The organism is Chitinophaga sp. YR627 (assembly GCF_900114995.1).
Lineage (GTDB): Bacteria > Bacteroidota > Bacteroidia > Chitinophagales > Chitinophagaceae > Chitinophaga.
The window spans coordinates 1,034,328-1,054,897 of record NZ_FOUX01000001.1 but is presented as its reverse complement, the minus strand read 5'-3'; the positions used below and the strand labels follow the sequence as shown (position 1 = coordinate 1,054,897).

Genomic DNA, 20,570 nt, shown 5'->3' with positions numbered 1-20,570 from the left:
TCATGTTAAAAGTTTTTATTGACAAGCCAGTTATCGCGACGGTGGTTTCCATCATGCTGGTAATTCTTGGCGCGGTGGGTCTGAAGGATCTGCCTATACAACAATTCCCCGATATCGCACCACCGGTTGTACAGGTTGCAGCCAATTATCCTGGTGCAAATGCTGAAACGATGGTGCGTGCCGTAGCACCACCGCTGGAAGAGGCTATAAATGGGGTGGAGAATATGACTTATATGAGTTCTACTTCTGCCAACGACGGAACCCTGATTATTTCAGTTTACTTTAAATTGGGTACTGATCCCGATCAGGCAGCGGTGAATGTGCAGAACCGTGTATCATCTGCCACCGGACTTCTACCTCCTGAGGTAGTTCAGGCGGGTATAACCACCCAAAAGGTGCAGAATTCACTGATTATGGCGATCAACCTGATGAGCGAAAAGCCTGCGTTGTATGATGCCACTTATCTGACCAACTATGCGCAAATCAACATCATACCAGAGCTTAAGCGTATACAGGGCGTCGGACAGGTAACATTCTACGGTAGTAACAGGGATTATTCCATGCGGATCTGGCTCAATCCTGCACAAATGGCTACTTACAATATCACGCCAACTGAGGTGATGGCAGCTGTCAAAAGCAAAAATCAGGAAGCCGCTCCCGGAAGATTTGGAGAATCGAGCAACAGATCTTTCGAATACGTGCTAAAATATGCCGGTAAGTATACTAAACCGGAGGATTATGGAAATATGATCATCCGGGCGAACACCGACGGTAGTATGCTCAAATTGAAGGATGTAGCAAAAGTTGAATTAGGCAGCTATACTTATAATTCATTAAACACGGTCAACGACAAGCAAAGTGTTTTATTTCAGGTCATACAACTGCCGGGGTCTAATTCGAGAGAAATACAGACCAAAGTTGCGGAGTTTCTGAAAAAAGCGGAGAAGGATTTCCCACCGGGGATCAAACAACAGATACTTTACAATACCAAAGATATGCTGGATCAATCCATCGATCAGGTCGAGCATACTTTGCTGGAAGCTTTCATCCTCGTTTTTATTGTGGTGTATATATTTCTACAGGACTTCCGGTCCACACTGATCCCTGCCATAGCAGTGCCCGTAGCTGTCATTGGTACCTTCTTCTTTATGTCTGTCTTTGGATTCTCCATCAATCTGCTGACCTTATTTGCGCTTGTCCTTGCGATCGGTATTGTTGTGGATGACGCGATCGTGGTCGTAGAGGCGGTGCATTCCAAACTGGAGCATAGAAACATTTCTCCAAGGAAAGCCACTATGTCCGCCATGCATGAGATCACCGGTGCGATCATTTCAATTACCCTTGTTATGGCAGCTGTATTTCTTCCTGTCGGCTTTATGCAAGGTTCAGCAGGTGTGTTCTACAGGCAGTTCGCCTTTACGCTGGCGATCGCTATTGCTATATCTGCGTTAAATGCCTTAACCCTTAGTCCGGCGCTATGTGCCTTACTATTGAAAGACGTAAATCATGATCACCATGGAAAACCGGCCAACTTTAAACAGCGATTTTTCTTTGCTTTCAACAAAGGATTTGAAAACGTTACCGGAAAATACGTTGGAGCGGTTAAGCGCATGATCAAATACAAATGGGCCAGTCTTGGGGGACTGGTGCTGATCGTGCTGATAACTGGCTGGCTAATACGGAGAACACCTACGGGCTTTATTCCATCAGAAGATCTGGGTTTTATTGCGATTTCGGTAAACCTTCCGCCGGGTTCTTCGATGAACAGAACACAAGCTATTCTCGATGAAGCGGCTAACAAAGTAAGAGATATGAAAGCAAAATTTGCTTTCAATGAAGTGGCCGGTTTTAATGTGTTGACCAATTCAACAAGCCCCTCATCCGGCGTAGCTTTTTTCAGGATGAAAAAAGACGGCGAACGTGGTGAAATGAATGATGTCTCAGCAAATATTGCTGAACTGCAAAAGCGTCTTAATACGATAAAAGGTGCGCAATGCTTTGTCTTTTCTTTCCCAACCGTACCGGGATTCAGCAATGTTGATGCACTGGATCTGGTCCTGGAGGATAAAGCAGGTGGCAGATTGGATAAGTTTGGCGGTATTGCCAACCGGTTTATTGCTGAATTAATGAAACGTAAGGAAATCGCTGTTGCTTTTACTACATTCCGTGCAGATTACCCGCAATATGAGATGATCCTTGATCACGAAAAGATCGAACAACTCGGGGTGGATGAAAAGGATGTGTTAAGCACCATGCAATCCTATTTTGGTAGTGCCCAGGTTTCCGATTTTAACCGGTTTGGTAAATATTATCGGGTAATGGTACAGGCAGAGAAAGAGGAACGAGCGGATCCTGCTTCCATGAATGAGATCTATGTGAAGAACAGCACCGGCAACATGGTGCCAATAAATACGATGGTAACGCTAAAAAGGGTGTTTGGTCCCGAAGCGATCACCCGTTATAACCTTTTCAACTCAATAGGCGTAAATGCCGTACCAAAACCAGGTTATAGTACAGGAAATGCGATACAGGCTGTCCGGGAAGTAGCGGCGAATGTGTTACCTGCAGGTTATTCATTCGAGTTTTCCGGAATGACAAGAGAAGAGATCTCCTCTGGCGGACAATCTTTGCTCATATTTACGCTCTCTCTGTTATTCGTCTACTTTTTATTGTGTGCCCAGTATAACAGCTATATACTGCCTCTGGCGGTCGTGTTGTCTGTTCCTACTGGTATCATTGGCGTCTTTCTGGCGATCGGCATGGCCGGTATCGACAATAATATTTATATCCAGGTAGCACTCATTATGCTGATCGGATTACTGGCAAAAAATGCCATTCTGATCGTTGAGTTTGCCGTTCAACGCAGACATGCCGGACACACACTCTTAGAATCGGCATTGGAAGCTGCCAAACTTCGCATTCGCCCGATCATTATGACATCGATCGCATTTGTAGCGGGTATTTCGCCCATGATGCGGGCGACGGGACCGTCTGCTATGGGTAACCATTCAATTAGTATCGGTGCAGCTGGCGGCATGCTGGGCGGGGTCGTACTGGGTCTCTTTATCATCCCTGTATTATTTGTCGTGTTCCAGGCGCTTCACGAAAAAGTTGCCGGAAAAAAGAAGCTGGTTGAAGATGGGCAGGTTCTTAAAACTGAACCAGCACCTGTTCTTTAATTACCTTATATACAAGCCATGAACAATCATATAAAAATATATCAGGTCCTTTTCTCGCTGACCCTGGCTGGCGCCTGCAAGGTATCCAGGGATCTGCCAACACCACCATCGGATTTGCCTCCTGCTTACCGTAACGTCAGGGATGCTGACAGTGTCAGCATTGCAAATATTCCCTGGAAATCCTTTTTTACAGACAAGACGCTGCAGGATTTGATCGATAGTGCATTAACAAGAAACTTCGACATGTTACTCGCACTTGAGAACCTGAAGCAGACACAGTTACTCCTAAAGCAATCTAGATGGAATAATGTACCGACTGTTGGACTGAATGTCACAGCCTCCACCACGAATCCATCAAACAACAGTTTAAACGGTTTGACACTTGGCCAGTTTTTGGGAACAGATCACCTGGAAGATTACTCCGCCAATCTTGCGCTGAGCTGGGAAGCTGATATATGGGGCAAGATCAGGAATACCAACAGACTTGCCCTGGCTGTATATCTGCAATCCCAGGAAGCACGTAAAGCAGTGCAGACAAGCCTGATTGCAGCTGTATCGCAAGGGTATTTTAATTTACTGATGCTGGATGCTCAACTGCATGTTGTAAAAAAGAATCTTATACTCAACGACAGCACAGTGCGTATCGTCCAGCTACAGTACGACGCCGGACAGGTCACATTGCTGGGTGTGCAGCAAGCGCTTGCTCAACGTCAGGTATCAGCTGGACTGGTACCACAACTGCAGCAGGAAATTACTATTCAGGAAAATGCGCTTCGGGTCTTAACAGGGCAACTTCCGGATAAGATTGACCGGAATAGCCTGCTCAATGACATTATTTTTCCTTCCATCTTATCTACGGGTATCCCATCTGAAATGGTCAACCGGAGACCCGATGTTAAAAGCAGGGAATTGGATCTGATGGCCGCAAATGCGCGGGTTGGTATTGCGAAAGCGCAACTATATCCTGCATTACGTATAACGGCCTCCGGTGGTCTGAACGCACTCAAGGCAAGTGACTGGTTCAATATACCAGGATCAATTTTCGGCATCGTCGGGGCTGGTATAGCGCAACCATTCATTCAGCATAAAGAATTAAGCACACAATATCAGGTGGCACAGATCGAACGGGAGAAAACCGCTCTGCTTTTCAGGCAGACGGTATTGAAAGCGGTAAGTGAGGTCTCGGATGCTTTGGTTAATATCGAAAAACTAAAGGAAAGGGAGACCATTGTAACTGAACGTGTCAAAACCCTGCAGGAAGCTACTGTGAATGCAAATGCACTTTTCCAAAACGGAATGGCGAACTACCTGGAGGTAATTACAGCACAAAGTAATGTCCTGCAATGTGAACTGGACCTTGCGGGTATTAAGCGTTCGCAGTTGACCGCAATAGCTGATTTGTATAGGAGTCTTGGTGGTGGTATTTAGTGACGGTAAAGGATGTTGGGTGTATAAAGGTAAGGCTGTTGGGGATGTGTGTGGCTGCGGTTTGTGGGCTGACAGTTTACCTGATGACGGAGCGGGCGGAGCAGATGCTTCGCCTTCCGTTTTTTTATATATCTTGCCAGATATCCTGAGACATGAAATTAACACTGTTAAAAATCTGATTGGCCTAATGGTCTATCATTTGTTCCGAAGAATAAACACTAAATTTCTTCACGCATATAGAATGCGTATGCTGTTGCTTTCTTTGTTTAAAATGGAGGGAGGCAATGGGATAACTGCCATACAACGAAGATGTTATGTGTTTTTTCAGCTTGTTTTGCAATCTTTGAGCCCGGTAAAAGTTTTGTGTTCCCAATAACCGTTGTGGTTACCTATACTTTGTTCGTAGAATGTCAGCATTTTCAATTTAGATATTAACCTTATACTTATGAGTAGTTGGATTATTGTAAGTCTTCTTATGATAAATCTGCACGTTTCTGTTGACTCACAGCGTAAAGATTCGAGTTCGCCGGTCCAGGATAGCAGTATTATAAAATCATCTCAGTTGCCTGCCAGATATCTTTCGCAGGTAAAACAGAAGTCAGCCCGTATGGAGCACCAGGTAAGCACACATACCGACAAGGTTTTGAGCCGCCTGATGAAGCAGGAGAAAAAGATGAAAGTCCGCCTATGGAAGGTTGACTCTGTAGCGGCAATGAATATTTTCTCCAGGTCTATTGATAGTTTGGGGAATTTGAGGGCGGGACTTAAAAGTAAGCTGCCAGGCAAGCTGCCCTTAGGGAGCGCAAACGGGTATCTCGATACTTTAAGCAATTCCCTAAACTTTCTCGAAGGCAAAGGTGATCTCCTGGGCTTTCCTAAGGGGAAACTAAATGATGCGACGAAGAGCGTGGCCTCTCTTCAGGACAAACTGCAGCAGGCGGACCAGATCAAGGCTTATATCCGCCAACATAAGAAAGAGCTGAAGGAACAGCTGTCGAAGTATACGGGCTTTTCTAAAGACCTGATGAAGATCAATAAGGAGGCTTATTACTATGGTCAGCAGGTTAGCGAGTACAAGGCTGTACTCAAAGACAAAAAGAAGGCAGAGGCGAAGGCTATGGAGGTACTAAAGAAGATGCCTGAGTACAATGATTTCCTCCGTAAGCATTCTCAGATAGCAAGCCTGTTCAACTTGGGTAATGCCGGTAGCAATGTGCCTCAGCGCCTGGAAGGTTTGCAAACCCGTTCACAGGTGGAACAGCTGATCCAGCAGCGGCTGGGCAGTGATCCTGTGGCCCGTCAGGCTGTTGGCCAGCAGATGGAGCAGGCCAGAGCTCAGTTGAATGATTTGAAGGAAAAATTTCCCGATCTGGATAATGCTGGTGAAATGCCCGATTTCAAACCCAATCCGATGAAGACTAAAAGCTTCCTGCAACGATTAGAGTTTGGCGGAAATATTCAGTTCCAAAAGTCTAACCGTTATTTTCCAACTACCTCTGACATTGCGGGCCAGGTGGGCTATAAGTTTCATAAGAATGGCTCTGCTGGTATAGGTGCGTCTTATAAATTAGGACTGGGTTCAGGCTGGAATCACATAGCTGTGAGCCACCAGGGTGTAGGCCTGCGCTCTTTTGCAGACTGGAAGCTAAAGGGCACGTTTTTCGTAAATGGAGGCTTTGAGCAGAACCATGTTTCAACGATATCTCGTGCAGGCCAGCTGAAGGATTGGAGCGGCTGGCAAGGGAGTGCCTTGTTGGGCGTCTCGAAGAAATACAAAGCCGGTCCGAAACTGAAAGGCAATATCATGTTGTTGTATGATTTTCTGGCCCAACGGAACACCCCTGCCACAAGTCCTGTTAAACTCCGCTTAGGATATATCTGGTAATTGATTTAATCCAGAACGCTATAAAAATCAGATAAACCTTATCATCTAATTTATACGCTTAAATATTTAATACATCTTTTATGAAACAAGTATTTCATTGTCTTTTTGTATGGGCATTAGTCATGCTGAATATAGTTTCCCCTGCCAGTGCGCAGACCAGCTGGACAAGGGCTGGTGCTATTCAGAATGCATCCAACAACTTAAATTATTTCAAATTATTGCAGGTGAATGCATCGAATCATCGATATTCTACTATTGTCGAAGTGAGTGTTCAGGCAGATGCCAACTATTTTAACCAGCAAGGAACTTACTCCATACGGGTGGACAAATATGAAAATACTCCAGACCGGTTTGATGGACTGGAAATCGTGTGTACCTCGGGTAATCCTGCAGCGGCAACATTTTATATCTATAACAATGCGTTATGGGTACGTTCAAACTTTCTTTGGGGATTTGTCTACTATCGTACGGAAAGTAATTTTGAGTTTGATAACCCATTGAATACGGCGCCATTTGGAGTGACCACAACAGCGCCAACGGGATTTGCTACTTCAGTAGCGGGTCCGATTAAATGTGACTTCGATAATAACGTGTTTACACGACTGCCTTTGACCGATCCATCAGGTGCGCAGACTTTTTATAACAGTGTATCCATTTTTGGGAATAAACCATTTGGCGTATCACTGACAGATAATTTCACCTACGATGGTAAGCCACAACCTCATTATGGGTTCCAGTGGACATCGGACAGTTGGAATACAGGAGCTTATTCATTCTGGCTTAGTGGAGCAGGTGGTATAAAGTTGTTTACGAATGGGCTTCCCAGAATGGTGATCAACCGTACCGGGAATGTTGGTATAGGAACTACTAATCCTTCATCTGAAGCGATGCTAACTGTAAATGGAGCTATTTTTTCTCAGCGGGTTAAAGTTGAGCAGAAAAACTGGGCAGATTTTGTCTTTGAGCCGGAGTATAAACTGCCTTCATTAGCCGAGCTGGAAACTTATATTAAAGCTAACAAGCACCTGCCGAACGTGCCCTCTGCGAAAGATGTGGTGAAAGAAGGGATTGATGTTGGAGAGATGAATAAGATCCTGTTGCAGAAGATTGAAGAGTTGACTTTGCATTTGATTGAAGAAAGCAAAAGGAACAGAGATCTGGAAGAAAAGGTGCGACTAATTACAGAAGAATTAAAATCGAAATAGCATTAGCTATTGGCTCAATCGACTTTCTCGTGATAGTAAAGCCAATCAATTTACTTTTTCAAATTGACAACATATTGACTCGTCTATTGGGGTTTCCCGGCTTTGCCAGACATCTGTTAGGTTATACCTGATGGTTGGCGTTACCCACATTTCAGCATAAAAATTAACCAATCATTAAATATATACAATTGTGAAAAGAAGTAAAATCATAATAACAGCAGTATTGGGCATGCTGTCCCTTTTAACTGTTGGCGCTCTAAAGGCTCAGGTAAGAACGGATACAATCAGAGTAAAGGGTGACATCGATAAGTATTATCCTGTTAGCTTTTTTGATGGTGGATGGCTTTCGAATGTAGCTACGGATCTGGAATTGGGTCGGTCTTCAACGAATAACGACGGAAGTAACAGCGGATCTATGATTGCAAAGTTTCGTTTTCACGTTCGAAATGCCGGTCATGGAGCCGGATTTATAGATGGAGACGTGAAGCAGGCTAACCTTGCAGTTCCCACCAAGGGATTATTTGTTGCCGGCTGGAAGGATGTGTCCAGTGATAATAATGCAGCTACTATTGTTATCTGGTTGCGTGGCAACACTACATACTTCTATAAATCGAGTTTTCCGGTCGCGCCACAGGTTTACGACGGCACGGTTCTTCCAATCACCTATAAACCTGGTGGCATTACGTATACGGTAAAAACAGCTGTAGACCCGGATATTAATACCTATGGCTATACTTCATCAAGTACTGCTTATTATGCAGGGCAGGGTAATAACTATTTTTTGGGAAATATTGCGGTCGGCACTACTGATCCGGGAGAATTTAAACTGGCAGTAAGTGGGGCAATTAGAGGAAAAAGAGTGAAGGTAGAGCAGAATAACTGGGCGGATTTTGTATTCGAACCGGAGTATAAACTGCCTTCACTATGTGAGCTGGAGAATTATATCAAGGCTAACAAGCACCTTCCGGATGTGCCGTCTGCTAAAGAGGTGACAAAAGAGGGAATTGATCTTGGAGAGATGAACAAGATTTTATTGCAGAAGATTGAGGAGCTGACGTTGCATTTGATTGAGCAGGAAAAGCGCATCCGCGAACTTGAAAGGCAATCTGATCAAAGCATGAATAAAACGAAGTAGGGTTCCAGACAAAAAATCCTAGAAAAGGATAAGTGATATTTCCAGATTGCATATAAACATGCTGCTGGCTATTATAACATTAAAATATTAAAAGTAGCTGTGACTAAACGATTATTTAAGTTCTGCCTGTTGAACTGCTTTTTTTTCTTTTTGCTTTTCAATACACGAGCGCAGACAAATGGGAATTATATAAAAAGTTTAAATAGTTTACTCCCGGTATCGCCTAATGCCAATTCCATTATGAAGTATGGTGATGTTCCTGTGACATTGAGTAGCGGAATACCGGGTATCAATATACCTATTCATACTGTGGATGAAAATGGTCTTCAGCTGCCAATATCTTTATCTTATCACGCCGGAGGGATAAAGGTTGACGAACCAGCAAGCTGGGTTGGACTTGCATGGTCCTTATCTGCTGGGGGAGCAATTACCAGAGAGGTACGTGGATTGCCAGATGATAATGAAGCAGAGATTGGTTTTTTTTCATTCGTACAGACCAACGATTATTATGTAAATCACGCGTCTGCGAAGCTACATGACAGCATCATTAAAGAGGCAAGTATTGGTAGGCTGGACCTGGAGCCAGACGTATTTTATTTTAACGCAGCGGGCATCAGTGGTAAGTTTGCATTTGACCAGGAGACAAGGACCTTTACGTGTCTGCCGCAACAGTCGGTTAAAATTATTCGCAATGCGGTGAATAACACGTGGAAAGTTGTGGCACAGGATGGTACGAGCTATTATTTTGAAAACAAAGAAATGACTACCAGTACGGTAAGGTGTGATGTTGAAACGAACAATTTCAACAATGTTATTTCCGCATGGTATCTGTCAAAGGTTGTCAATGCAAACCAGACGGATTCAATTATACTAGCCTATACGCAGCTCGATTATGACTTTTATTCCCAGGGTTCCAGTACTACATATACTTTATTGACAGGAGAAAGGAATATGAACAGACCTAATCTGAATTGTCTGTCTCACAACTACATATCTGGCATTTCGAGATTGTCGTCTATACAGTCGAGGAAGTACAAAATTGAATTTATACCGGCCACGACTGTCAGACAAGATATGAAAGACGATTACGCTTTGGCACGGATCAATGTAAAAAATGCAACTGGTCAATTAATAAAGTCTTTCACATTTAACTATGACTACTATCTCAGTGCCGGATGCACTGGCAATATACCAGATCCGACGCGAAACCAGAAACGATTGAGGCTGTTGTCCGTGGATGAACGAGGTAAAATCGATACAGACAGTCCGCTGAGCCATAAATTCACTTATAACAGTGGAGTGCTGCCCTGCCGCTTATCCTATTCACAGGACTTCTGGGGATATGCCAATGGTGCTACTAATACAAATCCCAATACGCTGGTGCCAAAGGAAACTTTTTATACAACATTGCCCAACGGAAATATATCTATGACCGTTATTCCAGGGGCAGACAGGAAGTCTAACGAGGCTGCTATGTTGACAGGGGTTCTATCAAAGATTGAATATCCAACTGGCGGTACAACCAGTTTCGATTTTGAAGCCAATAAGATTGGCTACCAGCCATCGAAATATATAGAGCCAAAATCCAAAAATAAAGCTATAACGCTTTCTGATATTAAATATAACGGCGAGTTCCTTGACAACGTGTATGAACTACAGTTTGTCATTAATGAACCACCATCTCCTTTTAATGGCAATAGAGGGGGCGCACTTGCCAGTGCCTTGGCAGAGCCGATGTGTGATGCTGCAAACCCTACCGCCTGTGGAGATTATATACTTACCGGTCCCCAAACACTGACTTTTACTAATAAGTTTGATGATGTATATCTCCCTAATGGCACATATACTTTAACAGCATCGGTTGCACGTATCAATGATATCGAGCCCCCATCTGGTTTTAGGTATTTTTCGGCATCTATTTTTTATCCTGTTCCTGATACCCCGGCGACGACCAATGTCATCAATTATACCGTTGGTGGGCTCCGTATCAAGCGTATTATCAATGTTGACAGTATTGGTGGAAAACCAGCTACTATTCGCGATTTTTCCTATAGCAGTCCCGAGAAAGATTCGTCTTATGGTACGTTACTTAGTATCCCGATGTTTAACCATGTAGAGTCAATACATGTGACAGAATCAATCCCTCAGGGCGGTGGATTTATTTACGACGTATCCCATTTTGTACGTTCCGGCAACTCTGTGGTACCAGCTGTTACATCGCAGGGAGGATATGTATTCTATCCCAAGGTAAGGGAGTATGCCAAGGGAGACGCTGGTAATCAGCGTACGGATTATGAGTTCACGTATGTGCCAGCTGAAACAGATCCAGGCTATCCGATTACGCCTACATATGATCCTGACTGGCTAAGAGGAAATAGTCTGAAAACTATCGTCTATAAAACGGTAGATACTACTTATATCCCGATACAGACCACAACAAACGATTACAATTTTTATCCTTTATCTTCTTCAGGGCAATCTTTTAGCAAAGACCTTTTGGGAATATTGGCTGCTAATGTGGATTGGGTTGTGAATAAAAGTGCTGATGAAGAATTTAGCACAGGAATGCTGGAGCCAGATGTGTTGCCTACACAAAATCTGTACTTTCTACCAACAGGACGTTTTTATAAACGTTCGGATACCACAGTTACCATAGACAATTCAGGAAACCGGCTTTCTTCGGTTAATTCATATAAGTATGGTGACAAAGCTCAACAACTGATAGAACAGAGTTTTACGGATAGCAAAGGGCAGTTGAAATCTGTTAAATATTCCTATCCTACTGATGGTACCTTGTCTAATGCGCATATCAACAGCACTGTACTTAACAGGTTAATTTCAGAGAACAGAATGACTACGCCATTGTCTGTTAGTACGAATAGCAATAGTACAGAGTTGAAGAAAGAGCTGTTATATTATTCTTACAAGGCTAATGTGCTTGCTACAGATAGCTTGAAAACGTCTATTTTGACAAACGCCCCTGATCTGGATGCTGCGATACTTCAATATGATAGCTATGGAAATCCGCTCACAATTAAGCAACGGGATGGACTTTTCCGTAAGTACACATGGTCAAAAGTAAATGGACTTGCACAGGCGTCCTCCATTACACCAACAAATTCGAACATCGCTTTTACATCATTTGAGTATCCAAATGAATTAACATGGGTGGAGACTGGCCGGACGACTACAAAAGCCTTATCAGGTAAATCGGCTTATCAATTATCTGCAGGTAGCATAACTGTGAGCAGTCTGGATGCATCTGCCAAATATGTTGTTTATATCTGGATTGAGAATGGAGCCAATTGTACTTTAGATGGTACAGGTATGGAATACAGTGGCAGAACAGCGAACGGATGGCGGCTAATGAGAGCGTCATTAACAGGAAAAACCCAGTGTATTATTTCCGGGTCTGGCATTGCAGATAATTTGATGGTCATTCCTGAGAGCGCTTCGTTTGAAGGCAATGTATATGATGATTCATATCAAATAACAAGCCGCATGGACGCCAGGGCAATGATCATTTTTTACGAGTATGACAATATGGGAAGGCTGAAAGTAATCAGAGATCAGGATAGAAATATCTTGAAACAGATGGATTATCAGTACAAGGCTCCACTCACCAAATAAACTGAAACCTATGAATTTTAAATACTTTTTATTTAGTGGAGTATTGATGGTAGGTTGGCTATCTACTAGTGCTGTCTTTGCTCAAAATAATCCAGCAAGTACAGCACGGCCAACCGCAACTCCGGCAACCTTGCCGGTACCCTATACGACTAACTCCATCAATTACGTACGTACATGGGAGCCGGACAGACCTTTGACAGATACGGCCACTGTCCTGTCCCCTTCCAGAACCGTAAGGGAAGTAAAGCAGACCACTCAGTATGTGGATGGTTTGGGTAGGCCTTTGCAAACTGTTTCGAAAGCAACAAGTCCCAATGGCAGGGATGTGGTGATACCGGTAGTGTATGATCAATATGGCAGGGAGGAGTTTAAATACCTCCCTTATGTGCAGCAGACGGCTAGCGATGGAAAGTTTAAAACGGCTCCATTTTCTGCTCAACGCGATTTTTACAAGAATGGGGTACTCAATCCTGGGGTTGCAGGTGACAGTGTTTTTTACAGCCGTACTCAATTTGAATCATCGCCACTGAACCGTCCACTAAAGGGTTATGCTCCTGGTAACAGTTGGGCGACCAGGGCGGTTGAGACTCAATATTTGGTGAATACAGTAAATGACTCTGTTCGGATATGGAACATGGGTACTACTTTGCCTGCAAGTGCTTCCAATTATGGTGCAGGACAACTGCAGAAAAATGTAAGCATTGATGAACATGGCAGCCAGGTAATTGAATACAAGGGTAAGGATGGATTGACCTTATTGAAAAAAGTTCAGATCGCCAATAGCCCTGGTATCGGACATATGGGTTGGTTGTGTACCTATTATGTTTATGATGATCTAGGGAACCTTCGTTTTGTGATCCCGCCACTGGCAGTAGATGCCATTAAGGGCAGCTGGACGATTAGTGCGGCCATAGCCAATGAGTTGTGTTTTCAATATGAGTATGATATAAAGCAACGGATGGCGGTTAAAAGGATGCCAGGAGCTGGACGGGTTTTTATGGTGTATGATGTGCGGGACAGGCTGGTGTTTACACAGGACTCTGTACAACGGGCTAAATCTCCAATGGAATGGCTCGTTACCTTTTATGATGATTTGAACCGGCCAACGATGACGGCCATTTATAAGGGAACATCAACCAGAGAGGCTTTACAAGCAAGCATGAATACGGCCACTGCGTCTCAGTCGATATCATATACTGCTCCGGCAAAAGCTGATCTGGCTTTATACAGTCATGATGGCAGTCCTTTGTATGTTGCTACAAACAGCATCAGTTTCCTGGATGGTTTTGATACCAATTCATCAGGTGATACGGATACCAAAATTGACAATACGGCCAAAGGAGATACCACGATCATTACTGCAAGTAATCCGCTGCCCAATATTCCGGCATCGGCTTTAACACCGTTGACTTACACGTTTTATGACAATTACAATTATTCCGGTAAGCTGGCTTTTTCAGGAATCGACACGGGAAAATTGCTGGCAGCAGATACGTTATATCCCGAACGGCTTCCGGTTACCAATGTAACTACCGGGCTTATTACGGGACTCAAGGTAAGGGTACTTGGCACAGACAAATGGTTGACCACTACGACTTATTATAACGATAAGGGCAGAGCCATACAGGTTGTGAGCGAAAATAATCTTGGCGGAAAGGATGTGCTGAGCACACTGTATAGCTTTAAGGGACTGGTTTTGAGTACTTATTTACGCCATCAGAACCCTAAGAGCGGCATCCCACAAAGCACCATGCTAACCTCCATGACCTATGATCATGGCGGGCGGTTGCTAACCATCAGGAAGCGATTAAATGATGATCTGAGCCAGGAAAAACTGATCGCCTCCAATAGCTATGATGAACTTGGGCAGCTGCGATTGAAGCGTTTGGGGGTAAGCTCCTCCGGAGCAGTCCTGGATAGCCTGAACTATACTTACAACGTCCGTGGATGGTTGCAGGGTATCAACAAAAACTTTGTAAACAGTAGCAACAGTACTTCGAATTGGTTTGGTCAGGAGCTGAGCTATGATTATGGATTTGATTCGGCACAGTATAATGGCAATATAGCGGGTGTAAAATGGAAGACGCGTGCGGATAGCGCCTGGGCATATGGTTATAATTATGATCGGGCTAACCGTCTGACTGGCGCGTATTTCACCCAGAAAAACGGAGGTAGCTGGGCACAGGACAAAAAGAACTTTTCTGTTAGCAATCTGAGTTATGACGCCAATGGCAATATCAAAACCATGTTACAGAAGGGAATGGTGGGTACTACTAGCAAAACGATAGATAGCCTTATTTATTCTTATGCAGCAAATAGCAACAAGTTAGCCGGAGTTCGTGACATCGATTCCTCAATAACTAAAGCTGCGATGCTGGGCGATTTTATAGATGGCAATACAGGCGCAACTGACTATACCTATGATGCGAATGGGAATTTGATTGCGGATTTAAATAAGCGGATTGGATCCATTAGCTATAACCATTTGAACCTGCCTACTACGATTGCGATTACCGGTAAGGGTACAATTACCTATCAGTATGACGCTACTGGCAATAAATTGAGCAAAACGGTTGTAGACAATACGGGTAGTACGCCTAAGACGACGGTAACTGATTATGCAGGAATGTTTGTGTACAGGCAGGATAGTATGGAATTGATCAGCCATGAGGAAGGACGCATCCGCCCGGTTTACAAGACTGGTCAGCCAGTTCAGTATGCTTATGACTATTTTGAGAAGGATCATTTGGGTAATGTAAGAACGGTGCTGACAGATCAGACTGATCTTACCATGTACGCGGCCACTATGGAGACAGAAAATGCGCCTGAAGAAGTAGCTTTGTTTAGCAATATTGAGGAAAGCCGTGTGGAAAAGCCATCAGGCTATCCGGAAGACCAGACTACAGAGGAAAATCAATTTGTGGCACGCCTGAACGGGAAAAGTGGAGGAAAGAAGATTGGACCTTCTTTAGTATTGCGTGTAATGGCTGGAGATACCGTGCAGATCAATGCACGGGCTTTCTACAAATCGCAAGGGCCGACAGACAATAATGCAAAGGCCCTTGTGAAGGATATGCTGGCCAATTTAGTGCAGGCATTTGGGGGTAGTAGTGCTGAGGGGGACATGCATGCATCGGAAGTTGTGGCTAATAATACGCCTTTTAATACCGATTTCTATAACAATGATTATCAACGCCTAAAGGAGAAGAATCAGGAAAATGGGCAATCTGATCGCCCAAAAGCCTATTTAAACTTTGTTTTGTTCGATGATGATTTTAAATTAGTGGAGGATAATAGTGGCGTTAGACAGGTGAAAGCTGATCCGGATGAGCTACAGGAGCTTGGTGTGGATAAGATGGCGGTCGCTAAAAGTGGATTTCTATATGTGTACACGAGCAATGAAAGCCAGCAGGATGTGTTCTTTGATAATGTAATTTTGGGAGTAGCTAGCGGACCATTATTGGAGGAAACGCATTATTATCCGTTTGGATTGACGATGACGGGGATTAGTACTAATGCGTTGAAGGGAGTGAATTATGCTAAGAACAGAAAGGAGTTCAATGGAATTGAACATACTGTTGATCTGGATCTTAATCAGTACGATGCTTTTTACCGAACGTTAGATCCACAGATAGGAAGATGGTCGCAGGTTGATCCTAAAACGGAATCGATGGAAATGTGGTCAACTTATGCATCTATGTATAACAATCCTATCCGATATTCGGATTTGCTTGGGGACTCTAGTATTACTCCTAGTAATATTTGGGTAGAGAAAAAGCTAAATAAAGATGGTGATCAGACCGGGCTTATTATTAATGCTACGGAAGACGATTGGAAACAAGATCCGGTTGGTGCTGCAGAAATGGATTTTTCTCATTTTGTGTTTAACTTTTTTGGTTTTAATGCAATTGACAACTTCATTGCAAACAGATTTAATTCGAAGAACAACAGTCCCGGTCAAATTCTCCAGGAAGCTATAGTTGTCGGAATAGCCACTACGAGAGGAGAAGGATCAATGCCAAATACCAAACTTGGCGGTAAGATCACAGAACCAACATTGCCACCGAAAACGATAGCTCAAGAGGGTAAAATTGAAGCAGTACATTATACTCGAAGTGGCGATCATGGTCCGCCACACGTACATATTGTTGGCGGCGGTAAAGAAGCAAAAGTCGGTCAAAATGGCAAACCTGTGCCTGGCAGTCCCAAGCTAACACCAGAACAGCAGGCTTTTGTCAACAATTTTAAAACTGACATAAGAAAAGCAATCAAGCAAATTGGTAAATGGTTTAACTATAATAGACAATAATATGAAGACTGACTCAATTTGGATATTTCATGGAATAAATGGTAAATTCTCTAGTGGTGTGTTTACAGAAGTGAAATTAGCGGAGGAATGGATTTTCTTGCATAAGTTGACTGGCGTGCTAACAGAGTATCCTATTGACATTGGATGTTATGATTGGGCCATTAAGAATGAATTATTCCAACCTAAGAAGGACGAACATCAAAGTCCAGAATTCATTGGAAAATTTACGACTGCGGGGCAGGAACATTTCCATTATGAAGATGGAGTTCGCGGGTAATCTTTGTAACCAGCAGGCGAAGCTTCTACTTCGCCTCTGTTCACTCAATTTTCACTCCGCTCGGACAAGATTTTTATAAACATTAAAAGAGAAGGAGCGGTAAATTCCCTACCTCTCTTATTAAACGTAGGCTAAAATCAGTTTTGCCTTTGCTCTTAAAGGCATACACAAATCAATCCAAGTCAGAGATATTGTAAAATATTTATATAAATGTTATGTACTTTTTAGCTAAATGATATACTTATATGAAGAAATTCTCTTTTTATATTTCGATGTTTTTACTGTTTTGTGGATGTGAAGGGGTTGACCGTTATAGCAAAAAGGACTTCAAAGGTAGCAGAATAGTTTGTGACCATATTTATATGGAATACTATAGAGTTTTTGGTAGTGGGGCGTTTGGAGGAGATTTGCTGTCTGCGTACGTTACCGATTCAACGCATTTTAAGAGGTATTTAGGTAAATATGACTATGCTGTCGGTGGATGTTCGTCTGATTGTAAAGGCGATTCACTTGTTGTAAATGGATTAGTTTGAGTGGCAGAAGTAACGAAAAAAAAAATTGAATTTTTGAGTCTTGCCGACCTTAAGCGGAATGGCAAGTTTGAGTAATCACAATATGAAAAGGCGCAGCAAGAGCTGCGCTTTTTTTATGCCGTTTTTTTGATACAATCGTCATTCTGAGTTCATCTCAGGCTCTCCCTTGTATTTTGTATGATGGCTTTGCATGTCCAATATCTTGTCCCAGGTCAGGATGATGTGGCGTGTTAGCATAAAGGGGTAATCAAATCGAAGCGGCGATAATGTTACTTTAAGTGGTAGTCATGGCCCCTTCGCCGGGATGCTAGGCTTGACCCGGTATCTTGGAATAAAACAACCGCCCGTCAGTCAAATCATCGATCTACCATCATGCATTCACTATATAGCATTGTATGATTTACCTTTTGCTGGTAAAAACAAAAAAGCCGCTTAAATACTGCGATTTAAGCGGCTTTAATATTCTTTGATTGTTATGTTGTGATTCCAGGGGTCGGAAACTCGAACCAGATTACGCAGGAATTCACAAATTTATCAACGTATCATCACAACGGCGTTAAAATAATATAATAAAGTTCGAGGCTTCACCCTTGCTATGCAAAAAAATGTTACTAAAATTTCTAATCGGAAAATTAACTCAGTCGTCATCCGCCAGGGGATTATAGTTTTATTTACACAGTTTATTTTCACGCCTGCTACCATTCATTATATATCCCTTTTGCTTCTTCTATATGCGAATGGATTATAATAAGGTGCTTCAGTCAATTTCGAGGAAGATGTTCCGTTTAGTTTTAAAATTCTAGATTAACTGCCAAATATTTTAAGAGCGAATTAATTCTTCTACTTCTACTAGACTTTGATTTCGTATTTGACGACATAGATGCCTTATACTGTTTCATTTCTTCCGTAGCATTAACTTGTCGATAATGCGAGTAAAATCTCTCTAACTTCGGCTTAAGATCTGGAACTGTAATTTTCTGTTCATGAAAAATATAAGATAGATACCAAAGAGCATAAAGATGGCTTAATCCGTCAATTTTCAATCTTTCGTAATCCAATCCTATCTCATTAAGATAGTTTGACACATGTTTAAATGTATCAGTATATGAACCAATGTGACTCTGGAATTCGGGTGACCTGTCGCAAGACTCATACTCTTCATCTATCGTATCTTGATTATCTCCGGCTAACACAGAATTTCTAAACAAGGCTAAAAAAAGTTCTGAGACAATCTCATGATGTTCGAGCCGATTTAATTGAATCTTCTTGAAAAACGGATCAAATGCACTAAGTTTTACCAGCTCTTTAATTAGTTTATAAAATTCAGTACTATGATATCTTGCATTTCGTAGCTCCTGTCTTGTTAGAGGTTCGCCATTTCGGTTTAATCGGTCAAATATATTGTTAACAATTTGAATTTGATCTGTATCAATGTATTCTATAGTCAATTCGTAACGCCAAAAAATCTTCTTCCATTCGGCAATATCTTTTGATTCCAAATCACGAAAAAATATTCCATCTAGCCGATCATCTCCGAAATTGTCTGAGTTAAAATTTTCGGGGATAGCAATTTCATTCTTGATAAAAGCGAGAATAGCACCTAATCTTTGTTTTCCATCAATTATGTCATACATCGTTTTCCCTGTTGATGCATCTATATGTTGATGTAGAAATATTGGAGGCATCGGGAAGTTTTTCAAAATAGTATCAATCAAAAAAGATTGCTTAGATTGACTCCATACTTCACTGGGCCTCTGATATGGAGGCTCAAAGTTGTATTTTGCAAGCTGGAAATTCTCCCAAAATGTAGCAATATTAATAGTTGTACTATTCCTATTTAATATATTCATATTATTATGTTAATGGAGTTGAATCATTGAAGAAAATCACCTTATCAAACAGCGTTGTAATAATTGCATTAAATACCTTCGGCGGATAGGGATTAATAATCTTTATGTCTTCCAACTTAGAATTGACGCTTGTTAAAAGCGAATCAATTTCCAGCCTGTCCACATGCCAGTATGATATTCCGCATACTATTAACTCGTCTGTTTCATTCAGATTTCTTGCCACATCTCTCGCTGCATCTCGTATTTCCTTCGCCCATTTAAAATCAAGTCTGCTTGAATCCCCCGCAGGCGGAATTATAGCATTAATTGTGTTACGAGCCGAAAGATTTTCATAAGTCAATTCAAATTCCTTTACCTCACCATCATTTGAATCAGAGGTGTAGTTTATCTCGAAAGCTTCGGGGACCCGAGATGTTTTATAAGAAAAGCTTATTGAGCCATGAGGTTTGTATATAATTATTTTTTTGTTGGCAGACTCAAAGTTTGAAACGGAAAACTCAAGGCTCAACTTTTTCAATATACGTTCCAGCCAAATGTCATAATTGAATGTAACAATATGAATTTTATCTACTTCTGAATTTTGATAAAGATCTTTAATAAATTTAGCCCATCCCCACTTTGCAACATCAGTATTGGGGACATCGATTAATTTGTCGTAGTATATAAAAAGAGCCTTGAGGTAAGTAACTAATTCTTTATACGCCTTAATGTATATGTTATCCGAACTTCTGGCATTCTTATTTAGAATATTTGCGCATGTAATAACATCTTCAATCAACTCAATACAATCTTTTTTGTCCATATTGGGCCTTGCTCCAAGAGTCCACAAATTAGGGCAATGTCTATAGGACAAAAACCCGGGCCTATTATTGCCGGGCCATGGGACTAGTTCGCCATTCTTGAATAAATTAGAAACATCAATATTTCCTTTTATTGAATTTTGGGGGATACTTGAAAGAAAATCAAGGGTAAAACCATTCCCTAAAATGAGATAATAATTTTTCATTAATGTAGATGTCCTTATAATTCTCGATAATTGTCTCTTACAAGACTTAAGGTAAACATATTCATAATTATCGCCAAAAAGAAGAATGATATGAACGTGACATTTTTTAGGACAGTACGTTAGCATACACACT

At 42.1% G+C, this 20,570-nt stretch carries 11 protein-coding genes; 9 read left to right on the top strand and 2 right to left on the bottom strand.

Going from position 1 to position 20,570, the window contains the following annotated elements; genetic code table 11:
- Positions 1 to 2: 2 nt before the first annotated feature.
- From BMZ72_RS03805 to BMZ72_RS36265, 9 genes are all read left to right on the top strand, one after another.
- Positions 3 to 3,179: an efflux RND transporter permease subunit gene (locus tag BMZ72_RS03805; protein WP_089805398.1), complete on the top strand. Its 3,177-nt coding sequence runs from the start codon at positions 3 to 5 to the stop codon at positions 3,177 to 3,179.
- 18 nt (positions 3,180 to 3,197) lie between these two features.
- Positions 3,198 to 4,607 carry an efflux transporter outer membrane subunit gene (locus BMZ72_RS03800; RefSeq protein WP_089805396.1) on the top strand — a complete coding sequence of 470 codons (1,410 nt, stop codon included), beginning with the start codon at positions 3,198 to 3,200 and terminating at the stop codon, positions 4,605 to 4,607.
- A 445-nt stretch (positions 4,608 to 5,052) separates the two neighbouring features.
- The gene (locus BMZ72_RS03790; RefSeq protein ID WP_255373094.1) at positions 5,053 to 6,492 is read left to right on the top strand and encodes a hypothetical protein; all 1,440 of its coding nucleotides are present in this window, start codon (positions 5,053 to 5,055) and stop codon (positions 6,490 to 6,492) included.
- 80 nt (positions 6,493 to 6,572) lie between these two features.
- Positions 6,573 to 7,697: a hypothetical protein gene (locus tag BMZ72_RS03785; RefSeq protein WP_143087588.1), complete on the top strand. Its 1,125-nt coding sequence runs from the start codon at positions 6,573 to 6,575 to the stop codon at positions 7,695 to 7,697.
- Between the two features lie 190 nt (positions 7,698 to 7,887).
- Complete coding sequence (locus tag BMZ72_RS03780) at positions 7,888 to 8,832, top strand: hypothetical protein (RefSeq protein ID WP_255373093.1); 945 nt, start codon at positions 7,888 to 7,890, stop codon at positions 8,830 to 8,832.
- Positions 8,833 to 8,931: 99 nt separating this feature from the next.
- A complete protein-coding gene (locus tag BMZ72_RS03775; RefSeq protein ID WP_143087587.1) occupies positions 8,932 to 12,462 on the top strand; it encodes a hypothetical protein in 3,531 nt (1,176 codons plus the stop codon).
- 10 nt (positions 12,463 to 12,472) lie between these two features.
- Positions 12,473 to 16,771 (top strand): DUF6443 domain-containing protein, encoded by a 4,299-nt coding sequence (locus BMZ72_RS03770; protein WP_255373092.1) that lies wholly within the window; start codon positions 12,473 to 12,475, stop codon positions 16,769 to 16,771.
- Between the two features lies 1 nt (position 16,772).
- Positions 16,773 to 17,048: a DUF7710 domain-containing protein gene (locus BMZ72_RS03765; RefSeq protein ID WP_089805384.1), complete on the top strand. Its 276-nt coding sequence runs from the start codon at positions 16,773 to 16,775 to the stop codon at positions 17,046 to 17,048.
- A gap of 245 nt (positions 17,049 to 17,293) precedes the next feature.
- Positions 17,294 to 17,581 carry a hypothetical protein gene (locus BMZ72_RS36265; RefSeq protein WP_143087586.1) on the top strand — a complete coding sequence of 96 codons (288 nt, stop codon included), beginning with the start codon at positions 17,294 to 17,296 and terminating at the stop codon, positions 17,579 to 17,581.
- A 791-nt stretch (positions 17,582 to 18,372) separates the two neighbouring features.
- Here the strand turns inward: BMZ72_RS36265 and BMZ72_RS03760 are convergent.
- Positions 18,373 to 19,431, bottom strand: coding sequence for a DUF262 domain-containing protein (locus BMZ72_RS03760; protein ID WP_089805382.1), 1,059 nt, complete (start codon positions 19,429 to 19,431; stop codon positions 18,373 to 18,375).
- Between the two features lie 4 nt (positions 19,432 to 19,435).
- Entirely contained in the window at positions 19,436 to 20,437 is a 1,002-nt protein-coding gene (locus tag BMZ72_RS03755; protein WP_089805379.1) for a hypothetical protein, read from the bottom strand.
- Positions 20,438 to 20,570 lie beyond the last annotated feature (133 nt).